The organism is Citricoccus sp. NPDC079358 (assembly GCF_040702545.1).
Taxonomy (GTDB): Bacteria; Actinomycetota; Actinomycetes; order Actinomycetales; family Micrococcaceae; genus Citricoccus.
The window spans coordinates 94,583-112,531 of record NZ_JBFBLI010000001.1; the positions used below are offsets into that span (position 1 = coordinate 94,583).

At 70.3% G+C, this 17,949-nt stretch carries 21 protein-coding genes; 6 read left to right on the top strand and 15 right to left on the bottom strand.

The annotated features are described in order from the left end of the window. The 4 genes from AB0333_RS00420 to AB0333_RS00435 all read right to left on the bottom strand — a co-directional run bounded on the left by AB0333_RS00420 (position 1) and on the right by AB0333_RS00435 (position 3,154). Positions 1-354 (bottom strand): GNAT family N-acetyltransferase, encoded by a 354-nt coding sequence (locus AB0333_RS00420; RefSeq protein WP_366216811.1) that lies wholly within the window; start codon positions 352-354, stop codon positions 1-3. Positions 355-368: 14 nt separating this feature from the next. Further along, positions 369-1,370 carry an NUDIX hydrolase gene (locus tag AB0333_RS00425; protein WP_366216812.1) on the bottom strand — a complete coding sequence of 334 codons (1,002 nt, stop codon included), beginning with the start codon at positions 1,368-1,370 and terminating at the stop codon, positions 369-371. A gap of 88 nt (positions 1,371-1,458) precedes the next feature. Next, positions 1,459-2,445 carry a mycothiol synthase gene (gene mshD / locus AB0333_RS00430; protein ID WP_366216813.1) on the bottom strand — a complete coding sequence of 329 codons (987 nt, stop codon included), beginning with the start codon at positions 2,443-2,445 and terminating at the stop codon, positions 1,459-1,461. Between the two features lie 25 nt (positions 2,446-2,470). Beyond that, positions 2,471-3,154 (bottom strand): response regulator transcription factor, encoded by a 684-nt coding sequence (locus AB0333_RS00435; protein ID WP_366216814.1) that lies wholly within the window; start codon positions 3,152-3,154, stop codon positions 2,471-2,473. Positions 3,155-3,214: 60 nt separating this feature from the next. Between AB0333_RS00435 and AB0333_RS00440 the strand changes: the two genes are divergently transcribed. The 4 genes from AB0333_RS00440 (at position 3,215) to AB0333_RS00455 (ending at position 6,385) form a co-directional block, all read left to right on the top strand. After that, the gene (locus tag AB0333_RS00440; protein ID WP_366216815.1) at positions 3,215-4,009 is read left to right on the top strand and encodes a hypothetical protein; all 795 of its coding nucleotides are present in this window, start codon (positions 3,215-3,217) and stop codon (positions 4,007-4,009) included. Positions 4,010-4,027: 18 nt separating this feature from the next. Next, entirely contained in the window at positions 4,028-4,375 is a 348-nt protein-coding gene (locus AB0333_RS00445) for a hypothetical protein (RefSeq protein ID WP_366216816.1), read from the top strand. Positions 4,376-4,535: 160 nt separating this feature from the next. Then, positions 4,536-5,186, top strand: a complete 651-nt coding sequence (locus AB0333_RS00450) for an FABP family protein (protein ID WP_366216818.1) — start codon at positions 4,536-4,538, stop codon at positions 5,184-5,186. Positions 5,187-5,200: 14 nt separating this feature from the next. Then, positions 5,201-6,385 carry a folate-binding protein gene (locus AB0333_RS00455; RefSeq protein WP_366216820.1) on the top strand — a complete coding sequence of 395 codons (1,185 nt, stop codon included), beginning with the start codon at positions 5,201-5,203 and terminating at the stop codon, positions 6,383-6,385. A gap of 25 nt (positions 6,386-6,410) precedes the next feature. Here the strand turns inward: AB0333_RS00455 and AB0333_RS00460 are convergent, their stop codons facing one another. The 7 genes from AB0333_RS00460 to AB0333_RS00490 all read right to left on the bottom strand — a co-directional run bounded on the left by AB0333_RS00460 (position 6,411) and on the right by AB0333_RS00490 (position 13,182). After that, positions 6,411-8,579, bottom strand: coding sequence for a DUF222 domain-containing protein (locus tag AB0333_RS00460; RefSeq protein ID WP_366216821.1), 2,169 nt, complete (start codon positions 8,577-8,579; stop codon positions 6,411-6,413). Positions 8,580-8,764: 185 nt separating this feature from the next. After that, positions 8,765-9,163, bottom strand: a complete 399-nt coding sequence (locus tag AB0333_RS00465) for a VOC family protein (protein WP_366216822.1) — start codon at positions 9,161-9,163, stop codon at positions 8,765-8,767. Between the two features lie 111 nt (positions 9,164-9,274). Beyond that, positions 9,275-10,027: a GNAT family protein gene (locus AB0333_RS00470; RefSeq protein WP_366216823.1), complete on the bottom strand. Its 753-nt coding sequence runs from the start codon at positions 10,025-10,027 to the stop codon at positions 9,275-9,277. Positions 10,028-10,066: 39 nt separating this feature from the next. Next, complete coding sequence (locus AB0333_RS00475; RefSeq protein WP_366216824.1) at positions 10,067-11,098, bottom strand: 6-phosphofructokinase; 1,032 nt, start codon at positions 11,096-11,098, stop codon at positions 10,067-10,069. Positions 11,099-11,141: 43 nt separating this feature from the next. Further along, entirely contained in the window at positions 11,142-11,396 is a 255-nt protein-coding gene (locus tag AB0333_RS00480) for a PspC domain-containing protein (protein WP_366216825.1), read from the bottom strand. A gap of 34 nt (positions 11,397-11,430) precedes the next feature. Next, positions 11,431-11,775 carry a hypothetical protein gene (locus tag AB0333_RS00485; RefSeq protein WP_366216826.1) on the bottom strand — a complete coding sequence of 115 codons (345 nt, stop codon included), beginning with the start codon at positions 11,773-11,775 and terminating at the stop codon, positions 11,431-11,433. 36 nt (positions 11,776-11,811) lie between these two features. Then, on the bottom strand, positions 11,812-13,182 hold the full coding sequence (locus tag AB0333_RS00490) for a PspC domain-containing protein (RefSeq protein ID WP_366216827.1): 1,371 nt from the start codon (positions 13,180-13,182) through the stop codon (positions 11,812-11,814). Between the two features lie 124 nt (positions 13,183-13,306). Between AB0333_RS00490 and AB0333_RS00495 the strand changes: the two genes are divergently transcribed. Continuing rightward, positions 13,307-14,548 carry a PspC domain-containing protein gene (locus AB0333_RS00495; RefSeq protein WP_366216828.1) on the top strand — a complete coding sequence of 414 codons (1,242 nt, stop codon included), beginning with the start codon at positions 13,307-13,309 and terminating at the stop codon, positions 14,546-14,548. Further along, a complete protein-coding gene (locus tag AB0333_RS00500; RefSeq protein ID WP_366216829.1) occupies positions 14,545-15,192 on the top strand; it encodes a response regulator transcription factor in 648 nt (215 codons plus the stop codon). The genes AB0333_RS00495 and AB0333_RS00500 overlap by 4 nt, the downstream gene beginning before the upstream one ends. Here AB0333_RS00500 and AB0333_RS00505 read toward each other — a convergent pair. Genes AB0333_RS00505 through AB0333_RS00520 form a run of 4 tightly spaced genes read right to left on the bottom strand, consistent with a single transcriptional unit; the run spans position 15,189 to position 17,948 of the window. Continuing rightward, on the bottom strand, positions 15,189-15,818 hold the full coding sequence (locus AB0333_RS00505) for an ATP-binding cassette domain-containing protein (protein ID WP_366216830.1): 630 nt from the start codon (positions 15,816-15,818) through the stop codon (positions 15,189-15,191). The two genes, AB0333_RS00500 and AB0333_RS00505, sit on opposite strands and share 4 nt — an antisense overlap. Next, entirely contained in the window at positions 15,815-16,597 is a 783-nt protein-coding gene (locus AB0333_RS00510) for an ABC transporter permease (RefSeq protein ID WP_366216831.1), read from the bottom strand. The genes AB0333_RS00505 and AB0333_RS00510 overlap by 4 nt, the downstream gene beginning before the upstream one ends. Before the next feature lie 50 nt (positions 16,598-16,647). Then, positions 16,648-17,520: a molybdate ABC transporter substrate-binding protein gene (gene modA, locus AB0333_RS00515; protein WP_366216832.1), complete on the bottom strand. Its 873-nt coding sequence runs from the start codon at positions 17,518-17,520 to the stop codon at positions 16,648-16,650. Then, positions 17,517-17,948: a TOBE domain-containing protein gene (locus AB0333_RS00520; RefSeq protein ID WP_366216834.1), complete on the bottom strand. Its 432-nt coding sequence runs from the start codon at positions 17,946-17,948 to the stop codon at positions 17,517-17,519. The genes modA and AB0333_RS00520 overlap by 4 nt, the downstream gene beginning before the upstream one ends. Position 17,949: the final 1 nt, after the last annotated feature.

Here is a 17,949-nt window from a genome sequence, read left to right on the forward strand (position 1 = left end):
CTACTCCGGCAGCTCGCCCTCGAACACCAACGGCTCGTACTCGGGGTAACGCCGCAGGTAGTCCTGGACGTAGGAGCACTCCGGGACGATCAGGAACCCCTCGGCCTTCAGCCGCTCGAGCACGATCGTCACCAGCGCCCGGGCGTAGCCGCGGCGTCCGAAGGCCTCATCGATGATGGTGTGCTGGAGGACTACCACGGTCTCCTCGCCCACGGTCCGCTCCGTGTAGCCGAGGAAGCCGATGAACTGCTTCTTCTGCCACAGTTCGATCCGGCCGCGGTCCGGGTCGCGCTCCACATGCAGGTCGTCATGGACGATCTTGGGGGTCTCGGTGTTGCTGCCCTGGGTGCTCATGCGATGAGGCTACTTCAGTCGTCCCAGACGTCGTAGACCTCGATCGACACGATCTTCCCACCGGCGTCCAGGGCCTGGTGCGCCACGATGACCGCACCGGGCTTGAGGTAGGGATCCTTGCGTGGCAGGGCGGCCAGGACGGCGTCCCGGGTTTCCGGTGTCCCGTCCGCCAGCACCTCGTCCTTGAGCACCTCAAGGATCTCCGGCAACACCGGTCGATGGGTGCACAGCAGGGTCGAGCGCTGCTTGCCCAAGCGGGCTGCCATCTCCTTGCGCGACTTCTTGGGCTTGTTCTTCGCCGTCTTCTCGGTGAAGGCCCCGACCTCCTTGAACCCGCGCTTGGTGTCCTTCACGTAGGGCGTCACGGTCTCCACGCAGCGCAGGTACGGGGACGTGATGACCTTGTCCGGGTTCCAGGCCCCTAACAGGCGACGCACGGACATCGCCTGCCGCTGTCCCGTGGCCGCGAGCGGCCGCTGGTCCTCCGCGCGGGACCAGGAGGAGCGCGGCTTCGCCTTCGCATGACGCAGGATGATGAACGGGGCGGTGCGCAGGGTCTTGGTGCGGTGCGCTGCGACCAGGGCCTCCAGCGGTTCCCGGTCGGTGGCGTTGGTCAGGGCGGCGCGGGCCTTCTTGACACTCATCCACTCGGTGCGGTCCACCTCCCGGCCGTCCGGGACCGGGGCGGTCCGGGAGGCCTCGGCGGCCCAGTACCAGACCTCCTTGGGGGTCTTGGCGGCACCGATGGTGTACCGGGTCGTCGGCAGCGGCAGCCCCAGGTCGACCACCAGCCCGATCTCCTCGCGGACTTCCCGCACGGCGCACTCCGGCAGGGTCTCGCCGTCGTCCAGCTTGCCCTTGGGCCAGGACCAGTCGTCGTACTGGGGGCGGTGTATCACCAGCACCTCGAGCTCCTGGCCTGACGCGCGCCAGGGCACCACGCCGGCAGCGAGCACCGGGGCGGTGGGTGCGTCGTCGTGGAAGCCGGCGGTCGAGCGGGCTGCAGTCTGGGGCATGCGGGATCCACTTTCCGAAAAAGGGGCGTGACGCCCCATCGTATCGGGCGCTGAAGGGCCGGTGGCCTAGCGGTGGCCTAGCGGTGGACTACCCGCGCGGGGTGTACATCACATCGGTGTCCCAGCGGACGAAGCCGAGCTTGCGGTAGAGCTCCACGGCCGCGGTGTTGTCCGCATCCACGTAAAGCATCACCGCCTCCACGCCCTGCTGTTGCAGGTAACGGATGCCCGCCACCGTCAGCACCCGGCCCAGGCCGCGGCCCTGGGCCTGCGGGCCGACGCCGACCACGTACACCTCGCCGAGCGGGGGATGCCCGTCCGCACCGGGGTGGATCTTCGTCCAGTGGAAGCCCAGCAGCGTTCCATCGGCATCCTCGGCCAGGATGAACCCGGCCGGATCGAACCACGGCTCGGCCTTCCGGGCATCTAGGTCGGTCTGGTCCAGCGACCCCTGCTCGGGGTGGTCGGCGAAGGCCGCGGCGTTCGTCTCCAGGAACGCGGCGTCGTCCGCGCCGGGAACGTAGGAGCGCAGGGTGATGCCCTCGGGCGCCGTGCCGTCCCACACGCTGGTGCGGTGGGATCCGTTCTCCGCGTCGTCCTGGGCGACCTGGTGGGTCAGGCGCAACCGCAGCAGCTCGCGGACCGGCGTGTAGCCGAACTGCTCGGCCAGCCGGGCCGCCGCGGCATGGTTGCCGTGCGCCCACGCGTTGTACTTCTCGGTCAGGCCGGCATCCAGCTCCCGGGCCAGGGCGGTTGCCACACCCTGGGAGCGGCAGCTGGGGTGCACCACCAGTTCGAGGGTGCCGGGCCCGGCGCCCGGGCCCGCGGAGACGGCGACGGCGGCGCCCGCCAGCTCGCCGTCACGGCCGTCCTGGTGGTCCAGCCACGCCGTGACGGTCCGGACCCGGTCCGGGTCGTCCGTGGTGCGCAGCTCGACCCAGGTCTGGTCGGAGAACGGGGGGTTGCCGTCGGCGGACTCGGCCGCCTCGGCCAGGGCCGTCAGGTCGCGCAGCAGCCCGGAATCCAGGCGGCCGGCACTGGTGGACAAGGACGGGGATTCGTGCGGGTGGTCCATGAGGCAACCCTAGTCGTTGCGCGGGTTATTCTCCCGGGGCGTCGCGCGGGACAAAGCGGTACCCGACGTTCCGCACGGTGCCGATCAGCTGCTCCTGGTCCGGGCCCAGCTTGGCGCGCAGTCGGCGCACGTGGACGTCCACCGTGCGCGTGCCGCCGAAGTAGTCGTAGCCCCAGACCTCGTGGAGCAGCTGCTCGCGCGTGAAGACTCGGCCCGGGTGCTGCACGAGGTGCTTGAGCAGCTCGAACTCCTTGAAGGTGAGGTTCATCGGCACGCCGTTGACCTGGGCCGTGTACGTGGTGGCATCCACGAAGATCCCGGAGGCGCGGATCGGCTGGTCGGAACCCGGGCCCTCCCCGGGCGCGGGGAGCGTGGCCAACCGCAGCCGGGCCGTCACCTCGGCCGGTCCCGCCGTGTCCAACAGGAAATCACGGGCGCCCCACGCGGGGGAGAAACCGGCCAGGCCGCCCTCGGTCAGCACCGGGAGCAGCGGCAGCCCGGGGGAGGCGGTCGAGAGCGCCCGGCATAGGTTGCGGGCACCGGTCAGGTCGCGGCGGGCGTCGACCAGGACGACGTCGGCTTCGGGGTGGCGGAGCAACACCTCGGCCCGCGGTGGGCCAGCCACGGTGCGGTGGTCCAGGAAGGCGAGAGCCTCGAGAATCGATTCGGGTTCGGCGGACGCTCCGGAGAGCAACAGCAACAGGGCCAAGGTGGACTCCTCTCCGGGTCAGGACGATTATACGGACCTGGACAATGGCAGGATGGACGCGTGAAGCATCCACTGTTGGCCGCCGCGGCCGCGATCACCGCCGTGCTCGTGGGAGCAGCCTGCCTCGGCGGCCCGTGGTTCTCGGTCGCGATCGCCGCGGTTCTGGTCATCGCGGCCGCCCTGGGCTGGCCCCAACTGCTCGGGGCGCCGGCCCGGAAATCCCTCACGGCCGTCCTCGGCGTGTCCGGGTTGGCAGCCGTCGGGGCCGTGTCGCTGTGGCCCGGCCAGAGCTCCGGGGAGGGCCCCACCGCCTTCGGCGCGTCGTTGATCGAACCCATCGCCGTCTGTGTGGCGCTGGGCGTGGTGGCGGCCTTCATGGTCCAGCTCTTCCGCGGCTCCGGCAGCCCCCAACGGCTGGAGTCCACGGCCGGCACCATCACCGGTGTGGCCGTGGTCTGTGCCGGCGCCGGGTGGGTCGCCCTCGCCCGGTACGACGCCGGCCCGCTCGCCGTCTCCGTCGGTCTCTCGCTGGCGCTCGCGGCCCTCGCCGGACTGGTCCCGTTCCCCGGCCGTAGCGGCCGCGGCCTGGCCGCTGGGCTCTCCCTGGTGCTGGCCGGCGTCGTCCCCGTGGTGTTGGAGCCGCTGTGGCCGGCACCCTGGGGTGCGCTGCCCCTGCCCACTGCCGTGGTGGCCGGGCTGTTGGGCGGGCTGGTGCTCGTCCTGACCGGACGTACCGCCCCGGACCGCGGGCTCGGCCGGCCGCTGGGGCGCCGTGCCGCGGTGGCCCTGGGGGTGGCGCCCGTGGCGGTCGTGGGACTGCTGACTTATTTTGTGTTCAGGATCATGCCGGTCTGACCGGCGGGAGGAGAAATCATGTCTGAGGAAATGGCAGCCGCAAACTACACGGTGGCTCTGGAAGAGGGCGGTGACGACGCCTTCGAACGGGTCTTCCGCTTCGTCGGCGGCGTGCTGACCCAGGTCCTGGGAGGCTCCGGGGCCGACGTCGTCGGAGTCTCCGTGGTGGTGCGCCGGCGCAGCGACGAGGAGGAGGTCCTGCGGATCGACGCCGTGGACCAGCAGGACGGGGATCAGATTCTGCAGGCGATCCAGCGGGACCTGGACACCTATCCCTCGGACGAGTTCGTCACCTTCTGGCTCGAGCAGGTCCAGCACGGACGCCATGTGGCAGGCCGGGACGCGGACGGCACGCGGCTCGAGTAATCCCGCACGGGGGACCTGCGGTCTGGAGTAGGATCAGGGCATGTCCCTTCTTGCACTCGAGGTCTTCTTCACCGTTCTTCTCGTCATCGCCGGTCTGGCCATGGCCGCGTTTGCCGTGCTCGTGGTCTCCGGCCTGTACAAGGGCCAGCGCTGAGCCTTCGTGCCCACTGAACTGCCTTTTGACCTGACCCCGGAGCTCGCTCCGCTGTCCTGGCTCATCGGCGCGTGGGAGGGGCAGGGCCGTCTCGGTTCCGGCGAGGACGGGACCGAGATCTTCTACCAGCGGGTCGATTTCACCGACCACCGCCTGCCGTTCATCGAATACCGTGCCGAGTCCTGGCTGAGCGAGGCGGACGGCACCCTGATCCGCCCGCTGACCGTGGAGAACGGCTTCTGGTCCCTGGACCGAGACCGCCGCGACGGTGACGTCGGGCCCGGAATGAGCCCCGGGGACGTGGTTCCGGTCCTCCGGTCCGCAGAGGACGTGGAGACCTTCCGCCGTGAGGACGGGTCCTACCCGATCACCGCGCAGATCTCCCATCCGGGTTCCCTGACTGAGCTGTACTACGGCGTCATCAAGGGGCCGCAACTGCAGTTGAAGACCGACTCCGTGTTGCGTGGTTCGGCGGCCGGTCCCTACGAAGGTGGCTCCCGGATCATGGGCCTGGTCAACGGCCAGATGTTCTGGCGCTGGGACGCCACCCATCACGCTGGTGCCGGTGAAGAGCCGCACGCCTCGGCCATCCTGGACCGGATGCCCGATCCCACCCAGGGGCGCCTGGCCCCCGGTGCGCCCCGCACCTCGAACTGAGATTGAGGCACCGCATGTTGTCTGTTCCTGGAGCAGTGGCCGGCAACGGCCCTGACGCCCCCGTGGCCGCCCACTACGGCCAGCCCACCGCTGAGCAGCGGGCCCTGGAGGCCGGCACCGCCGTCGTCGATCTCTCCCACCGTGGCGTCGTGACCGTCTCCGGGCCGGACCGTCTGACCTGGTTGCACGTGCTGACCAGCCAGAAGCTCGACCGGCTGGCGCCCGGCGTCTCCACCGAGACCCTCTTCCTGGACGTCCAGGGCCGCATCGAGTTCGACTGCCACCTGGTGGATGACGGCGCGACCACCTGGCTCACCGTCGAGCCCGAGGAGAATGCCGGTCTGGCCGACTGGCTGCAGAAGATGAAGTTCGCCTCCCGCGTGGAGATCGCGGACCGCACCGGCGAGATCGCCGTGGTGGGGTCCACGGCCGCGGTCCCCGGGTGGGACGAGCGCGAGGACATCGCCCGCTGGGAGGATCCGTGGCCGCAGATCGGCGAGGGCGGCTTCCCCTATACCGATGACCCGGACCCTGCCCAGCATCCCGCCGCGGACTGGTCCTGGAACGAGTACCTGATGCCGATCGCGGTGCTGGAGCACCTGGCTGATCCATCGAGTCGTGCAACGCCGAGCGAGGACAGTGCACTGCCCGAGGATACTGCCCTGCCCGAGGGCTGGACTCTCGCCGGGACGATGGCCTCCGAGGCGTTGCGCATCGCCGCTCTGCGGCCGCGTCACGGCATGGACACCGATGAACGCACGATTCCCCATGAGATCGACCTGGTCCGTACCGCCGTGCACCTGGAGAAGGGGTGCTACAAGGGTCAGGAGACCATTGCCCGCGTCCACAACCTGGGGCGCCCTCCCCGTCGGCTGACCTTCCTGCAACTCGATGGGTCCGGTCATACGCTGCCCGTCCCCGGGGCCGACGTCATCGTGCGTCCCGAGTCCGAGGCGGAGGCGGCCACCGCCCGCTCGGTCGGCACCGTCACCTCGGTGGCCCAGCACCATGAGATGGGCCCTATCGCTTTGGCCATCCTCAAGCGCAACACCGACCCCGCCGCCGAGCTGCTGCTCCGCGACGGTAATGCCGAGGACGGATGGTCCTTCACCGCGGCGACCCAGGAGACCGTGGTCTCCCCGCAGGCCGGCCAGGTCGTCGGGCGGCAGTCCGGGTTCATCCGCAAGGGTGCCCGCTGAGCCGGTCCAGCCCCGGCATGTCCACTTAGGCAGGCCTGGCATACTCCACCCGTGTTCCGGTCCGGATCCGCGGCCTCATGTGGTCAACGGTTCTGGTTTGCTCATGGGTTCTGAGGCCGTCACCGGTTCTGACGAAGGCACGGGTTCTGACGAAGGCACGGGTTCTGAAGCCCTCGAGATCGCTGTGTCGGCCCCCTGCGAGGAGCGGCCTGAATGCCGTCAATCTCACCGTCACGGGGGAATCTGTGGCGCAAGCCGGATCCCTGGAGCGCCGCGGACGTTCAGCCATGCCGGCGCCAGTGCTCGCGCCAATGTCAAGGACGGGGCTGGGCGCCGGGTTGGGGGCTGGGTTGGGTTTTGGGATGGGTTCTGGGATGGGGACCGCGGTGGAGGCAGATGCGGATGCGTCGAGTGGTGCGGGCGAATCGCATGCCGACGCAGGGGGCAGTGCGGGCGAATCACGTTCGGCGGCATGGGACGGTGCGGAGAGCGGCCGGGACCGACTGGAATAGCGGTGTCCCGTCGGGGTCGTGACCTCCAGTTCGTCCGGTGTAGCCCGATGAGACCAGCCGGGGTGTTCCTTGGTGTAATTGCAGCGGGCACAGAGGCCAGAACCGTTGCTGAAGCTGGTGGGACCGCCCTGGCGATGAGGTGTCGCGTGGTCGATATGGCGGATGGGCGCCCCGCAGTACGGGGTGCGGCAGATATTGTCCCGCAGAACAATCATGCGACGTAGTTGTCCGGAGAACTCACGGCGCTGCGAGTCCATGGCCACGAGTTGTCCGGTCTCGGGAGACGTGTAGAGCCGGCGCAGGAACACCCGGGCCTCAGCGGCCTCAGCGGTCTCAGCGGTCTCGTGGATCTCAGCGGTCTCAGCGACCTCGGGATATCCGGATGACGGGGCGGCTTGACCGACCTCAGGCGAGCCCTCGGTCGCCGTCTCGACTGAAGCCCGGTCTGAAGCCCTGTCTGTGGCGCTGTCTGTAGCCCCGCCTGTAGCCCCGGGTGAAGGTATGTCTGAAGAACCGACCTGAGACCCGCTAGAAGCGGCAGTGCCGGCGAGGAGCTTCCGGGCGACGGCGGCCGGGAGAGGACCGTGGCCGGGGATCCAGGCGGGTTCGTTGTCACCGGCGAACAGCGCGGCGTCCGTCATGATGAGCTGGACTTCCACCGGGGAGGGCTCGTGCCTGCTGCGGCCGGTGAGCCGTTCGACCATGACGTCGGTGAGGACCTGTTGCGGACTGCGCCCCTGGGCTTCGCCAAAGGCCACCGCCGTCCCCGCCTCGTCGGTCAGGGCCTGGTAGCAGGCAGCAGCTTCCAGAGCGGGCAGCAAGGCCGTCAAGTACGCCATGCCGTTCTCAGCGGGCTTGAGGTTCACATGCCGGGTAGCTACGGCCTGGTCGTACTGCTCCGCTGCCGCCTCGGGATCCGCGCGATGGGCCACGGCCTGGGTCTCCAGAAGGAGGTCGCGGATCCCCAGCTCGGGGAGTCGGCCCGCCAGCGTGGAATCGACGCTCCGGCGGGCCTGTTCGGGGAGCCAATGGGTGTGCCGTTCCACCGTAGCGGCATGTTCCTCGCTGATCTGGCCGCGTTGGAGAGCGGAGAGGGTGTTCGGCAGGTCGTTGGTGAGGTGGAGGGCCTGTCGCAGCTGGACACTGCCGCGCTGTTGACTCACGCGGCGGGCCAGCGCAATCTCAGAACCCAGTCCCCGTCCGCGCTGGGACGCCGGGATACCGCGAGCCGCTTCATCACGGTGCCGGTGCTGGTGGAGGGCCGCCGTCTCGCGGGCTTGGGCCGCAGCGCAGGCGGCCTTGAGGTCCTCCAACGCGCGGATCCGGGTGATGGCCTCGGCCTCGCGTGCCACGGCAGCCAGGTCCTCCTCGCTCGGGCCGAAGCGAGGGACGAGAGTCCGTGCTGCATTCCGGGGCGCAGGGGCGGCGGGAATGGTGGCGTTGGATCCGTGCGCGAAGGAGCCAGGACTGCCGACGTCACGACTGCCGACCGCAGGGTTGGCGATGTTGGGGCTGGTGGATATCGTCGCGGCCGGAATCATGTCCGCGAGGGATGCTCGAAGGGTGATCAGTGCCCGGGCGTCCTCCAGGGTGGGAACCGCCGGCATCCCGGCTGACCGGAGGGCATCGGCGCGCCCGGAGGTGTCTCCTGGGATGGGTGCGCGCTTCGCCGATTCGAACATGTGTACTACTCTACGAGTGGGGGCGGACACGGTAAAGACCTGCTGGCCCGGCTGGGGAAAACTCGGCCCCTGGCCTCCTGGCCCCTGGCCTCCGGCCCCTGGCCCCCCGGCCCTCGGCACCCAGCCCCGGCACCTATGGACGGACGGGCTCTGCTCATCGCGGAGGGTCTGTTGCCGCGGGTCAGCTACTCCTCCCGGGCGGACAGCACGCAGAACTCATTGCCGTCCGGATCAGCGAGGACGGTCCAGGTGGCGTCCTCCGGTTCGCCGACGTCGATGAGGGTGGCCCCCAGCACCACCAGGCGGCGGATCTCCGCGTCCCGGTCGTCCGAGGTGTGGGGCGCAAAATCCCAGTGCAGGCGGTTCTTGCCGGACTTCCGGTGCTCCACCGGAACGAAGACCATGCCGGGCGGAACGCGGTGAAACGGCAACGAGTTCGAGAGCTCGGCCGACCAGCGGGGGATCACCACGGACTCGAGATCGGATTCATAGACGATCTCCCAGTCGAGTGCGGTCGTCCACCAGCGCGCCAGGGCCCGGTGATCCGTGGATTCCACCACTGTTGAATACCATCTCAGTGACATGCCAACAGGGTAGGGCGGACGTCGACTGAGTGGACAGCACCGGACGGCCGGCTAGCACCGGACGGCTGGCCAGTACCGACGGCTGGCCAGCACCGACGGCCCTGTGAGCCGCTACTGGTTGAACAGCACCGTGGTCTGTGAGCCCGCGAGTTCGAATCCCAGCGACGCCGCCACCCGCTGTGCGCCGGTGTTGCCCAGGGCGGCCCGCCACTGGGGGATGAGCCCCTCGGTGAAGGCCTCCTCCATGGCGATCGCCCCCGCGTAGGCGCCGAGGCCGTTGAGACGGACGTCGGGCCGGACCAACACGCCGAGGTGGCCGATGAGGCCCTGCCATTCCTCGTACCCGGCACCCGCCACCGGCTGACCGGTCGGGGTGCCCGCGCCGTCGTCGGGAATGAGGGTGAAGGTGGAGTCCAAGCCGGACAGGCCCACCTCGGTGACGTCGTCCGCGGGGCATTGGGCCTCGAGTTCCCGGGCATCGGAGGCCTCGTAGGACACGGAGACGGAGGAGGAGCGGGCGATGTCCGGGATGTCCTCCGCGTAGTAGAGCACCCACTCGCCGAGGGAACGGGCGGAGTGACCGGCACCCAAGCGGATCATGGTGGACTCGAGGGCGAGTTCCTCGTCGTGCAGGCCACGGGCGGCGTCCAAGAGCCAGGCCGGACCGTACAGCACGGAGGACCCGTACAGGCGGACGAAGGTGGCGATCTGGTCGTCCTCGCCCGACTGCGAGTCGGCATCGGTCGGCACCTCGATCCGGCGACCGCCGGAGGAAGAAGTAGCAGCGAAGGCACCGTCGTCCAGCCCCAGGATCCGGGACCAGGCCAACTCGATAATCTGGCGGGTGTGGGCGTTGACGGGCATGCCCTCCACGCTACCCCGGGCACGACGCCGGCCCACCGGCTACCGGCCGAACAGCACCTTGGCCTCGTCGTAGCGGTGCGCGGGGACCTCCTTGAGGCCGTCCAGGGCGGCGCCCAGGGACACCTGGACGATCTCGGTCCCGTTGAGGGCCACCATCTGGCCGAACCGGCCCTGGGCCACCAGGTCGATGGCCCCCATCCCGAAGCGGGTGGCCAGGACGCGGTCGAAGCCGGTGGGGGCCCCGCCGCGCTGGATGTGGCCGAGGACGGTGCTGCGGGTCTCGATGCCGGACATCTCCTCGATCTGCTGCGTCACCCACTCGCCGATCCCGCCCAGCCGGGCGCGCCCCGAGGCGTCCGCGCCGGCCTCGGCCAGGGGATCGTCGTGGCCCTCGGGGATGAAGCCCTCGGCCACCACCACGAGCGGCGACCGCCCCCGGTCGTGCACCTGCTTCACCCACTCGCACACCTGCTCCATGGAGGTGCGCTGCTCCGGGATGAGGATCGCGTGCGCGCCGGCGGACATGCCCGAGTGCAGGGCGATCCAGCCGACGTGGCGGCCCATGACCTCGGCGACCATGCAGCGGTGATGGGACTCGCCCGTGGTGCGCAACCGGTCCATGGCATCGGTGGCGATGGAGACCGCGGTGTCGAAACCGAAGGTGTAGTCCGTGGCCTTGAGGTCGTTGTCGATGGTCTTCGGCACGCCGACCAGGGGCACGCCGTCGTCGGACAACCGCTTCGCGCCGGCCAGCGTGCCCTCGCCGCCGATGGCGACCACGGCGTCCAGGCCCAGCTCTGCCATCCGCGCCTTGATGTTCTCCGGCCCGCCGCCCGGATGGTCGTACGGGTGGGTGCGGGAGGTTCCGAGGATGGTGCCGCCTGTCCGGGCCAGGCCGCGGACCCGCTGGCGGGGCAGGTCCTCCACATTCCCCTCGATCAGACCGCGCCAGCCGTCCCGGATGCCGATCAGTTCGTAGTCATAGGACTTGATCCCGTGCAGGACCGCGGAACGGATGACGGCGTTGAGACCGGGGCAGTCCCCGCCGCTGGTGAGGAGGCCGACGCGCATGTGGTGCCTTTCTGGAGAGGACGCTGGAGGGGACGAGAGCGAGCTACAGGGGGCGCTGCGTTCCGGGGAACACGCGCTCCAGCGGAATCGTGTTGTCCTGCCACGGCAGCAGCAGCCATGCCACCAGGTACGTGGCAACGCCGATGAACGGCAGGATGAAGCTGAGCAGAATAACAATCCTGACCAGCGTAGGGTCCCAGCCGAATTTTGCCGAGAGTCCGCCGGCAATGCCGCCGACCCACCGCTTCGGTCCGCGGCGGAACGGAATGCTCCTCAGGGAACGGTAGAAGGTGTCCATGATGCTCCTCGGTGTTGGTTCGGGTCAGTTCGGGTCAGGAGGACTTGCTGCGGGCGGCACCGGCGATGCCGCCGGCCACCAGGGCCACGCCGCCGACCACGGCCAGGCCGATCATCACCAGAACCGGGTCGAGGTTCCAGTCAAGCACGGTCACGGACAGGGACCACAGGGCCAGCAGCAGGGCCAGCACACCCCAGACCAGGGTTCCGGTGCGGAGGGCGGATTTCTCCGGTCCGACGTCGGCCGGCTGGGTCTCGCTGTCCGTGCGGTGGGCGGCGTGGTCCCGGTCGTAGACCGTGCCGCGCGTGATCTCGTCCTCGAGGGCCTGATCCTCGTCGTGGGTGGGATGGTGGGAGTAGTCGTGGGGTTGGGTGCTCATGTTCATTCACTCCTGGGCAGTCTTGGCTCATCGAGGTCAGTTCTGGGTGGTGCTCGTCGTGGTCGGGGCCTCGGCGCGCACGTTCAGGGTGGAGAAGGAGACGTCCGCCTCCACCACGATCTGCTCGTCACCGGGGGCGTCCACCACCTGGAGGCGGCCGGCGTCGTCGGTCCCGACGGAGGGGGAGTTGACGCTGCCGAAGGAACTGTCCGCCTCCAGGAAGACGTCCACATTGTTCGGGACCACGAGGTCGGCCGTGGAGAAGCTCAGGTTCAGTTCCACCGGGGTGGCCTCGGCGGCGCTGGATCCCGTGAGCTGCCGCAGGTCGATGGTGCCCTCGCCGAAGCTCAGCTCGTATCCCTCGGAGACGTTGCCGGTGACCACGCCGCCGTCCCAGTTGCCGGTGTCCGTCCAGTTCGAGCCCCAGGGGCCGTCCTGGACGTAGGCGCTGGCGGTCGCGCCCACCACGGGGATCGCGAGGATCGCGGTGGTGACGGTCAGGCCACCACCGCCGCGGCCGGCGATGGCCCCGGCGATGACGCCGATCGCCATGACGGCCAGCACCGTGGCCAGGCTGGCAGCCCAGATGACGGGCCAGGACGCCGTGAAGACGTCGAGATAGCGCAGCAGCGAGACCGCTGCGCCGGCCAGCACCGCCAGCCCGACGACGACCAGCTGGGTCGCGCCGGACAGTGAGGGCGGGGTGCGGTCGACCGGGGGCGTGCTGGGAGCACGCTCGGCACGTCGGTAGTCGGGCTGGTGGGGGTACGAGGCGGTGGCGCTCATGGGTTCGGGTCCTTCCGCGGACTGGTGGGTTGTGCTGGCAGGGGTTGAGTACCAACCGGTATCCGTGGGAGCCACGTAGAGGGGCTGGGTGGCCTGGGCACCGGGCTGGCTTTCGGGCTGGGCGGGGTCCGTGCCTGCGGCCGAGTCCGTGCCGGACGGAAGTTCCCGGGGCCGGCCGCGACCGCCGTTCTGGGACAGGACCAGCCAGACGAAGAAGCCGATGATGCCCAGGCCGATCACGCTGCCGAAGCTCCAGAAGCCGTCGCTGCCGCCGAGGAAGCCGGGCCAGTTGAAGAGGTTGCCAACCCCGAGCACGGTGAAGACGAGCGCGCCGCTCATGCCGGCGGTCCACCGTCCTCGGCCCGCCTCCCGGGAGTGGACCCGGCCGTCCGGCTCGGGCAGGAACATCCAGGCCAGCCCGTAAACCAACACAGTCAGTCCGGAGGTGAGCAGGGTCAGGACCACGAACAGGGCGCGGCCCAGGGTGCGGTCCATGCCGATACGGTCGGCCAGGCCGGCGACGACGCCACCCATCCAGCGGTGGGGGGAGCGCACGGTGTGCAGCGAGTCGATCCAGGTGTAGAAGCCGCTGGTGCTGCCGGGGGCGGGGTTCTCGTTCATGTCTCCATCGTCCCGTCTGCAGGTCCCGAGCGGTATCCGGGGAGCCCCTGATTGGACCCGGAGAACCCCCGGATCCGAGTCCGTAGCGACCCCCGGACGCCGCCGACTGAGGCAGGATGGAGCCATGACCACCGTCCTCACCCGCCCCCGGGAGCACCGGGCCATCGCCGGCGTCTGCGCCGGCCTGGCCCGTCATCTCGGCCTGCCCGTGGCCTGGGTGCGGTTCGGCGTCGTGGCCCTGGCGCTACTCAGCGGGGTCGGTGTGGTGTTCTACGCCTGGTTGTGGATCTTCGTCCCGGATGAGCAGGAGGCGGTCGTCGGGGCCGCAGAACCCGTGCGCGGGGCCGCAGAGCAGACCCGGACGTGGGCCATCGGAGATCGGCTGAGCAGTTCCGCCGGCCGCGGCTGGCAGGTCATCGTCGGCATCGTGCTCCTCGTGCTGGCCGCGGCCCTCGCCCTGCAGATGACCGGGATCCGGCTGAACTGGGGCCTGATCGGACCGGCCGCCGTCGTGCTCCTCGGGGTGGCGCTGGCCTGGCTGCAACTCGACTCCCTCCGGGGCGATGCCACCGACCGGGCCGGGAAGACCCACCGCGTCACCTCCCTCGTGCTCGGCCTGTTGCTGGTCATGGCCGGCATCCTGGCGCTCGCCGCCGGGGTCGTCGGTGCCCAGGACATGTGGCTGGGTCTCGTCGTCGCCATCGTCATCCTGGCCGGCGTCGTGCTCGTGGCCGCACCGTGGGTGATCAAGCTGTGGCGGGACGCCGCCGCGAAGTCGTCCGCGCTCGCCGTCCAGACCGAACGCGCGGAGATCGCCGCGCACCTGCACGATTCCGTGCTCCAGACCTTGGCGCTGATCCAGAAGAACGCGGACAACTCCGCCATGGTCGCCCGCCTGGCCCGTGCCCAGGAGCGCGACCTGCGCCAGTACCTCTACGCCGACCCGACCCGCCCCGACGGCAGCCTGACGGACCGGCTGCAGGACCTGGCGGCCGCCATCGAGGACAACCACGGCCAGCCGATCGAGGTCGTGACGGTCGGCGTGGCCACCGGGCCCTGGCTCGACCCGCTGCTGCAGGCCTCCCGTGAGGCCATGCTCAACGCCGTGCGCCATGCGGGGCCGGCGCGCGTCTACGCCGAAGCCGGCCCGGCCGCCGTCGAGGTCTTCGTCAAGGACCGGGGCGACGGCTTCGACCTGGACACCATCCCGCAGGACCGGCTCGGCATCCGCGAATCCGTGATCGGCCGCATGGAGCGTGCCGGCGGGACGGCCAGCATCTCCACCGGCACGGGCGGCACGGAGGTCCGACTGCACCTGCCGGTACCCGAGCACGCAGCAGAGGCCACAGAAGGGGCAACACCATGACCACACGCGTTGTCATCGTCGACGACCACGCCATCTTCCGCACCGGTCTGAAGGCCGATCTGGATCCGGCGGACATCGCGGTGGTGGGGGAGGCTGGTGACGTCGACTCGGCCATCCGGATCATCCACGAGCTCGAGCCGGAGGTGGTGCTGCTGGACGTGCACCTGCCCGGCGGCAAGGGCGGCGGCGGGGCCGAGGTCGCGGCGTCCTGCCAGGATCTGGCCCCCGAGGTCAGATTCCTGGCGATCTCCGTGTCCGATTCCGCCGAGGACGTGGTCTCCGTCATCCGTGCCGGCGCCCGCGGCTACGTCACCAAGACCATCTCCGGGGCCGAGGTCTCCGAGGCCGTGCAGCGGGTGGCCGGCGGCGACGCCGTGTTCTCGCCCCGGCTGGCCGGCTTCGTCCTGGACGCCTTCGGCACCGCGGACGTGGCCGTGCGGGACGAAGAGCTCGATTTGCTCTCCGCCCGCGAACTCGAGGTCATGCGGCTGATCGCCCGCGGCTACACCTACCGCGAGGCCGCGAAGGACCTGTTCATCTCCGTGCGCACCATCGAGACCCATGTGTCCAACGTGCTGCGCAAGCTCCAGCTCTCCAACCGCCACGAGCTCACGCGCTGGGCGGGGGAGCGGGGACTGCTTTAGATCCGGCTCTTGATCTGGAATTCCGCATCCGCCAGCGCCACCACATCCGCCTCGTGGTGCGTGACGAGCACCGTGGTGCGCCCGGTCAGGACCTCGGCCAGCAGCTCGCGGATCTGCGGGACCACCTGGGCGTCCAGGGCGGCGAGCGGTTCGTCGAGCAGCACCAGCTCCGGCCCGGAGGCCAGCACTCGCGCGATCGCGGTGCGCTGGGCCTGGCCGCCGGACATCTCCCCGGGCCGGCGAGAGGCCAGGTGCCCCACGCCCACCCGCCCGAGCCAGTCCCGGGCCGTCTCCCGCCGCTCCCTCCGGCCCACGACGCCGGCCCGGGCCAGTCCGAACGCGACGTTCGCCTCGGCCGTGAGGTGGGGGAAGAGCAGCGGGTCCTGCGTCAGGTAGCCGACGTTCCGGCGTCGTGCCGGAAGCCAGGTGTGCTCGTCGAAAAGGGTGCGGTCCCCGAGGCGGGCGTGCCCGGACTCCGGCCGGAGCCAGCCGGCCACGGCGGAGAGCGCCGTCGACTTGCCGGAACCGTTGGGCCCGGTCAGGGCCAGGGTCTGTCCCGGCGCCACGGTGAAGGACACGTCCACGCCGCGTTCGGGCACGACGACTCGGCAGTCCAGGCTCGTCATGCGTGGCTCCTGTCCCGGCGACCGTAGGCCACGGTGATGACCACGAGGGCCACCACCACGAGGACGAGGGAGAGCGCGACGGCGGCCTCGGGATCGGTCTCGCGCTCGAGGTAGACCTGCAGCGGCAGGGTGCGCGTGGTGCCCTGCAGGGAGCCGGCGAACGTGATCGTCGCGCCGAACTCGCCGAGAGCCCGGGCGAAGGTCAGCACCAGTCCGGCGACGAGTCCGGGCACCAGGAGCGGCAGCGTCACGGTCAGGAAGGTGCGCAGGGGGGAGGCTCCCAGGGACAGCGCGGTGCGCTCATGGGCCTCACCGCGGGTCAGCAGGGCACCCTCCAGGGCCACCACGAGGAACGGCAGGGACACGAAGGCCTGCGCCATGACCACGGCCGCTGACGTGAAGGCGACCTCGATCCCCAGCAGCTGCAGGTGCTCGCCGATCAGGCCGCGCCGCCCGAAGGCCTCCGTCAGCGCGATCCCGCCGACCACGGGCGGGACCACCAGCGGCAGCAGCACCAGGGACCGGGCCAGGCTGCGGCCCGGGAAGTCCAGGCGGGTCAGCACGAGCGCCAGCGGGGTGCCGATCACCAGGCAGATCGCGGTGGCCGTCAAGGCGGTCCGCAGGGAGAGCCCGAGGGCGTCCAGGGCGGAGGGAGTCGTGAGCAGTTCGGGCAGCCGGGTGAGGTCCACGCCGGCCACCAGGGCGACGAACGGCACCAAGAGCGCGGCGCCGCCCAGGATCCCGACGACGGCCAGCCCGGCCGGCGGACGGACCCGCACCTCTCTGCCCCGCACCTCTCTGCCCCGTGCCGCGCGCCTCGGGCGAGCCGTCACGGGGCGCCGAATCCGTCGTCCCTCAGGACGGATTGGCCGTCCTCGGAAAGCACGTAGTCGACGAAGCGCTGGGCCAGGTCCTGGTGCTGGGAGCTGTTCTCTGCGGCAGCGGCCAGCACGATGATGGGGTAGGTGTTCACGGCGGAGTCGGCGTTGCCGAGCTCGATGGCGTTCACGGAGTCACTCGCTGCAACACCGACTGCATCAGCGGTACCGGCACCGGCGCCCGCACCGATCGCATCCGTGACGTAGACCAAACCGGCGTCGGCCTCGCCCGAGGCCACCTTGCCGAGCACGTCGGTGACGCTGGCTTCCTCGCTGACGGGGGAGAGTTCCACGCCGGCGTCCTCTGCCAGCGCGAGGGCGGCGCGGCCGCACGGGACCTGGGGAGCGCAGACCACGAGCTTCACGCCCTCGGCCGCCGCGTCCTTGAGGGACCTGATGTCGGCTGAGTTGTCAGCTGAGTTGTCGGTGGGATCGTCGGCCGGGGTGACGAGGGTCAGGACGTTGGTGGCGAACGGCGCGGGCTCCCCGGAGTTCTCCCCTGCCGCCACGATCAGGTCCATGGTCGACTCGTCGGCTGAGGCGAACACGTCGGCGGGGGCGCCGGCCAGGATCTGCTCCGCGAGGGAGGACGAGCCGGCAATGTTATAGACGACCTCGACCCCCGGATTCTCCTGTTCGAAGCCGTCCGCCAGCTCCTCGAAGGAGTCACTCAGGGAGGCTGCCGCAAAGACGGTGAGGGTGGTGCCGGGGCCATCGCCACGGGAGGGCCCGCTGCAGCCGGTCAGGACAACACCGGAAACCAGGATCAGGCCGAGCGCGGCCCCCGCGACTGCCCGGTGGCGTCCGGCACGACGCCGCCTCAACCGACGCCCTGTTCAGTGCGTTCAGCTCGTTCAGTGCGTTCCACGATGACGGTCGTGGCCTTCACGACGGCCGTGGCGGGCATCCCGGGCTCCAAGCCGAGGTCCCGGGCCGCCTCTGCGCTCATGAGGGAGACCACCCGGAACGGGCCGCACTGCAGCTCTACCTGCGCCATGACGGTGTCCATGACCACATCCGTCACCAGCCCGCGGAAGCGGTTGCGCGCCGATGAGGGGACGCCGTCCTCCCCGGAGCCCTGGAGGGTGCTGGTGCCGTCCTTGACCAGTTGCGCCACCTCCACGCCGTCCACGGCCGCGCGCCCGGCGCCGTCCGTGTGGGCGTTCAGCCGGCCCGAGGCGACCCAGCGGCGGACGGAGTCGTCACTCACGCCGAGGAAGCGGGCGGCCTCAGAGATTCGCAGAAGCGTCATG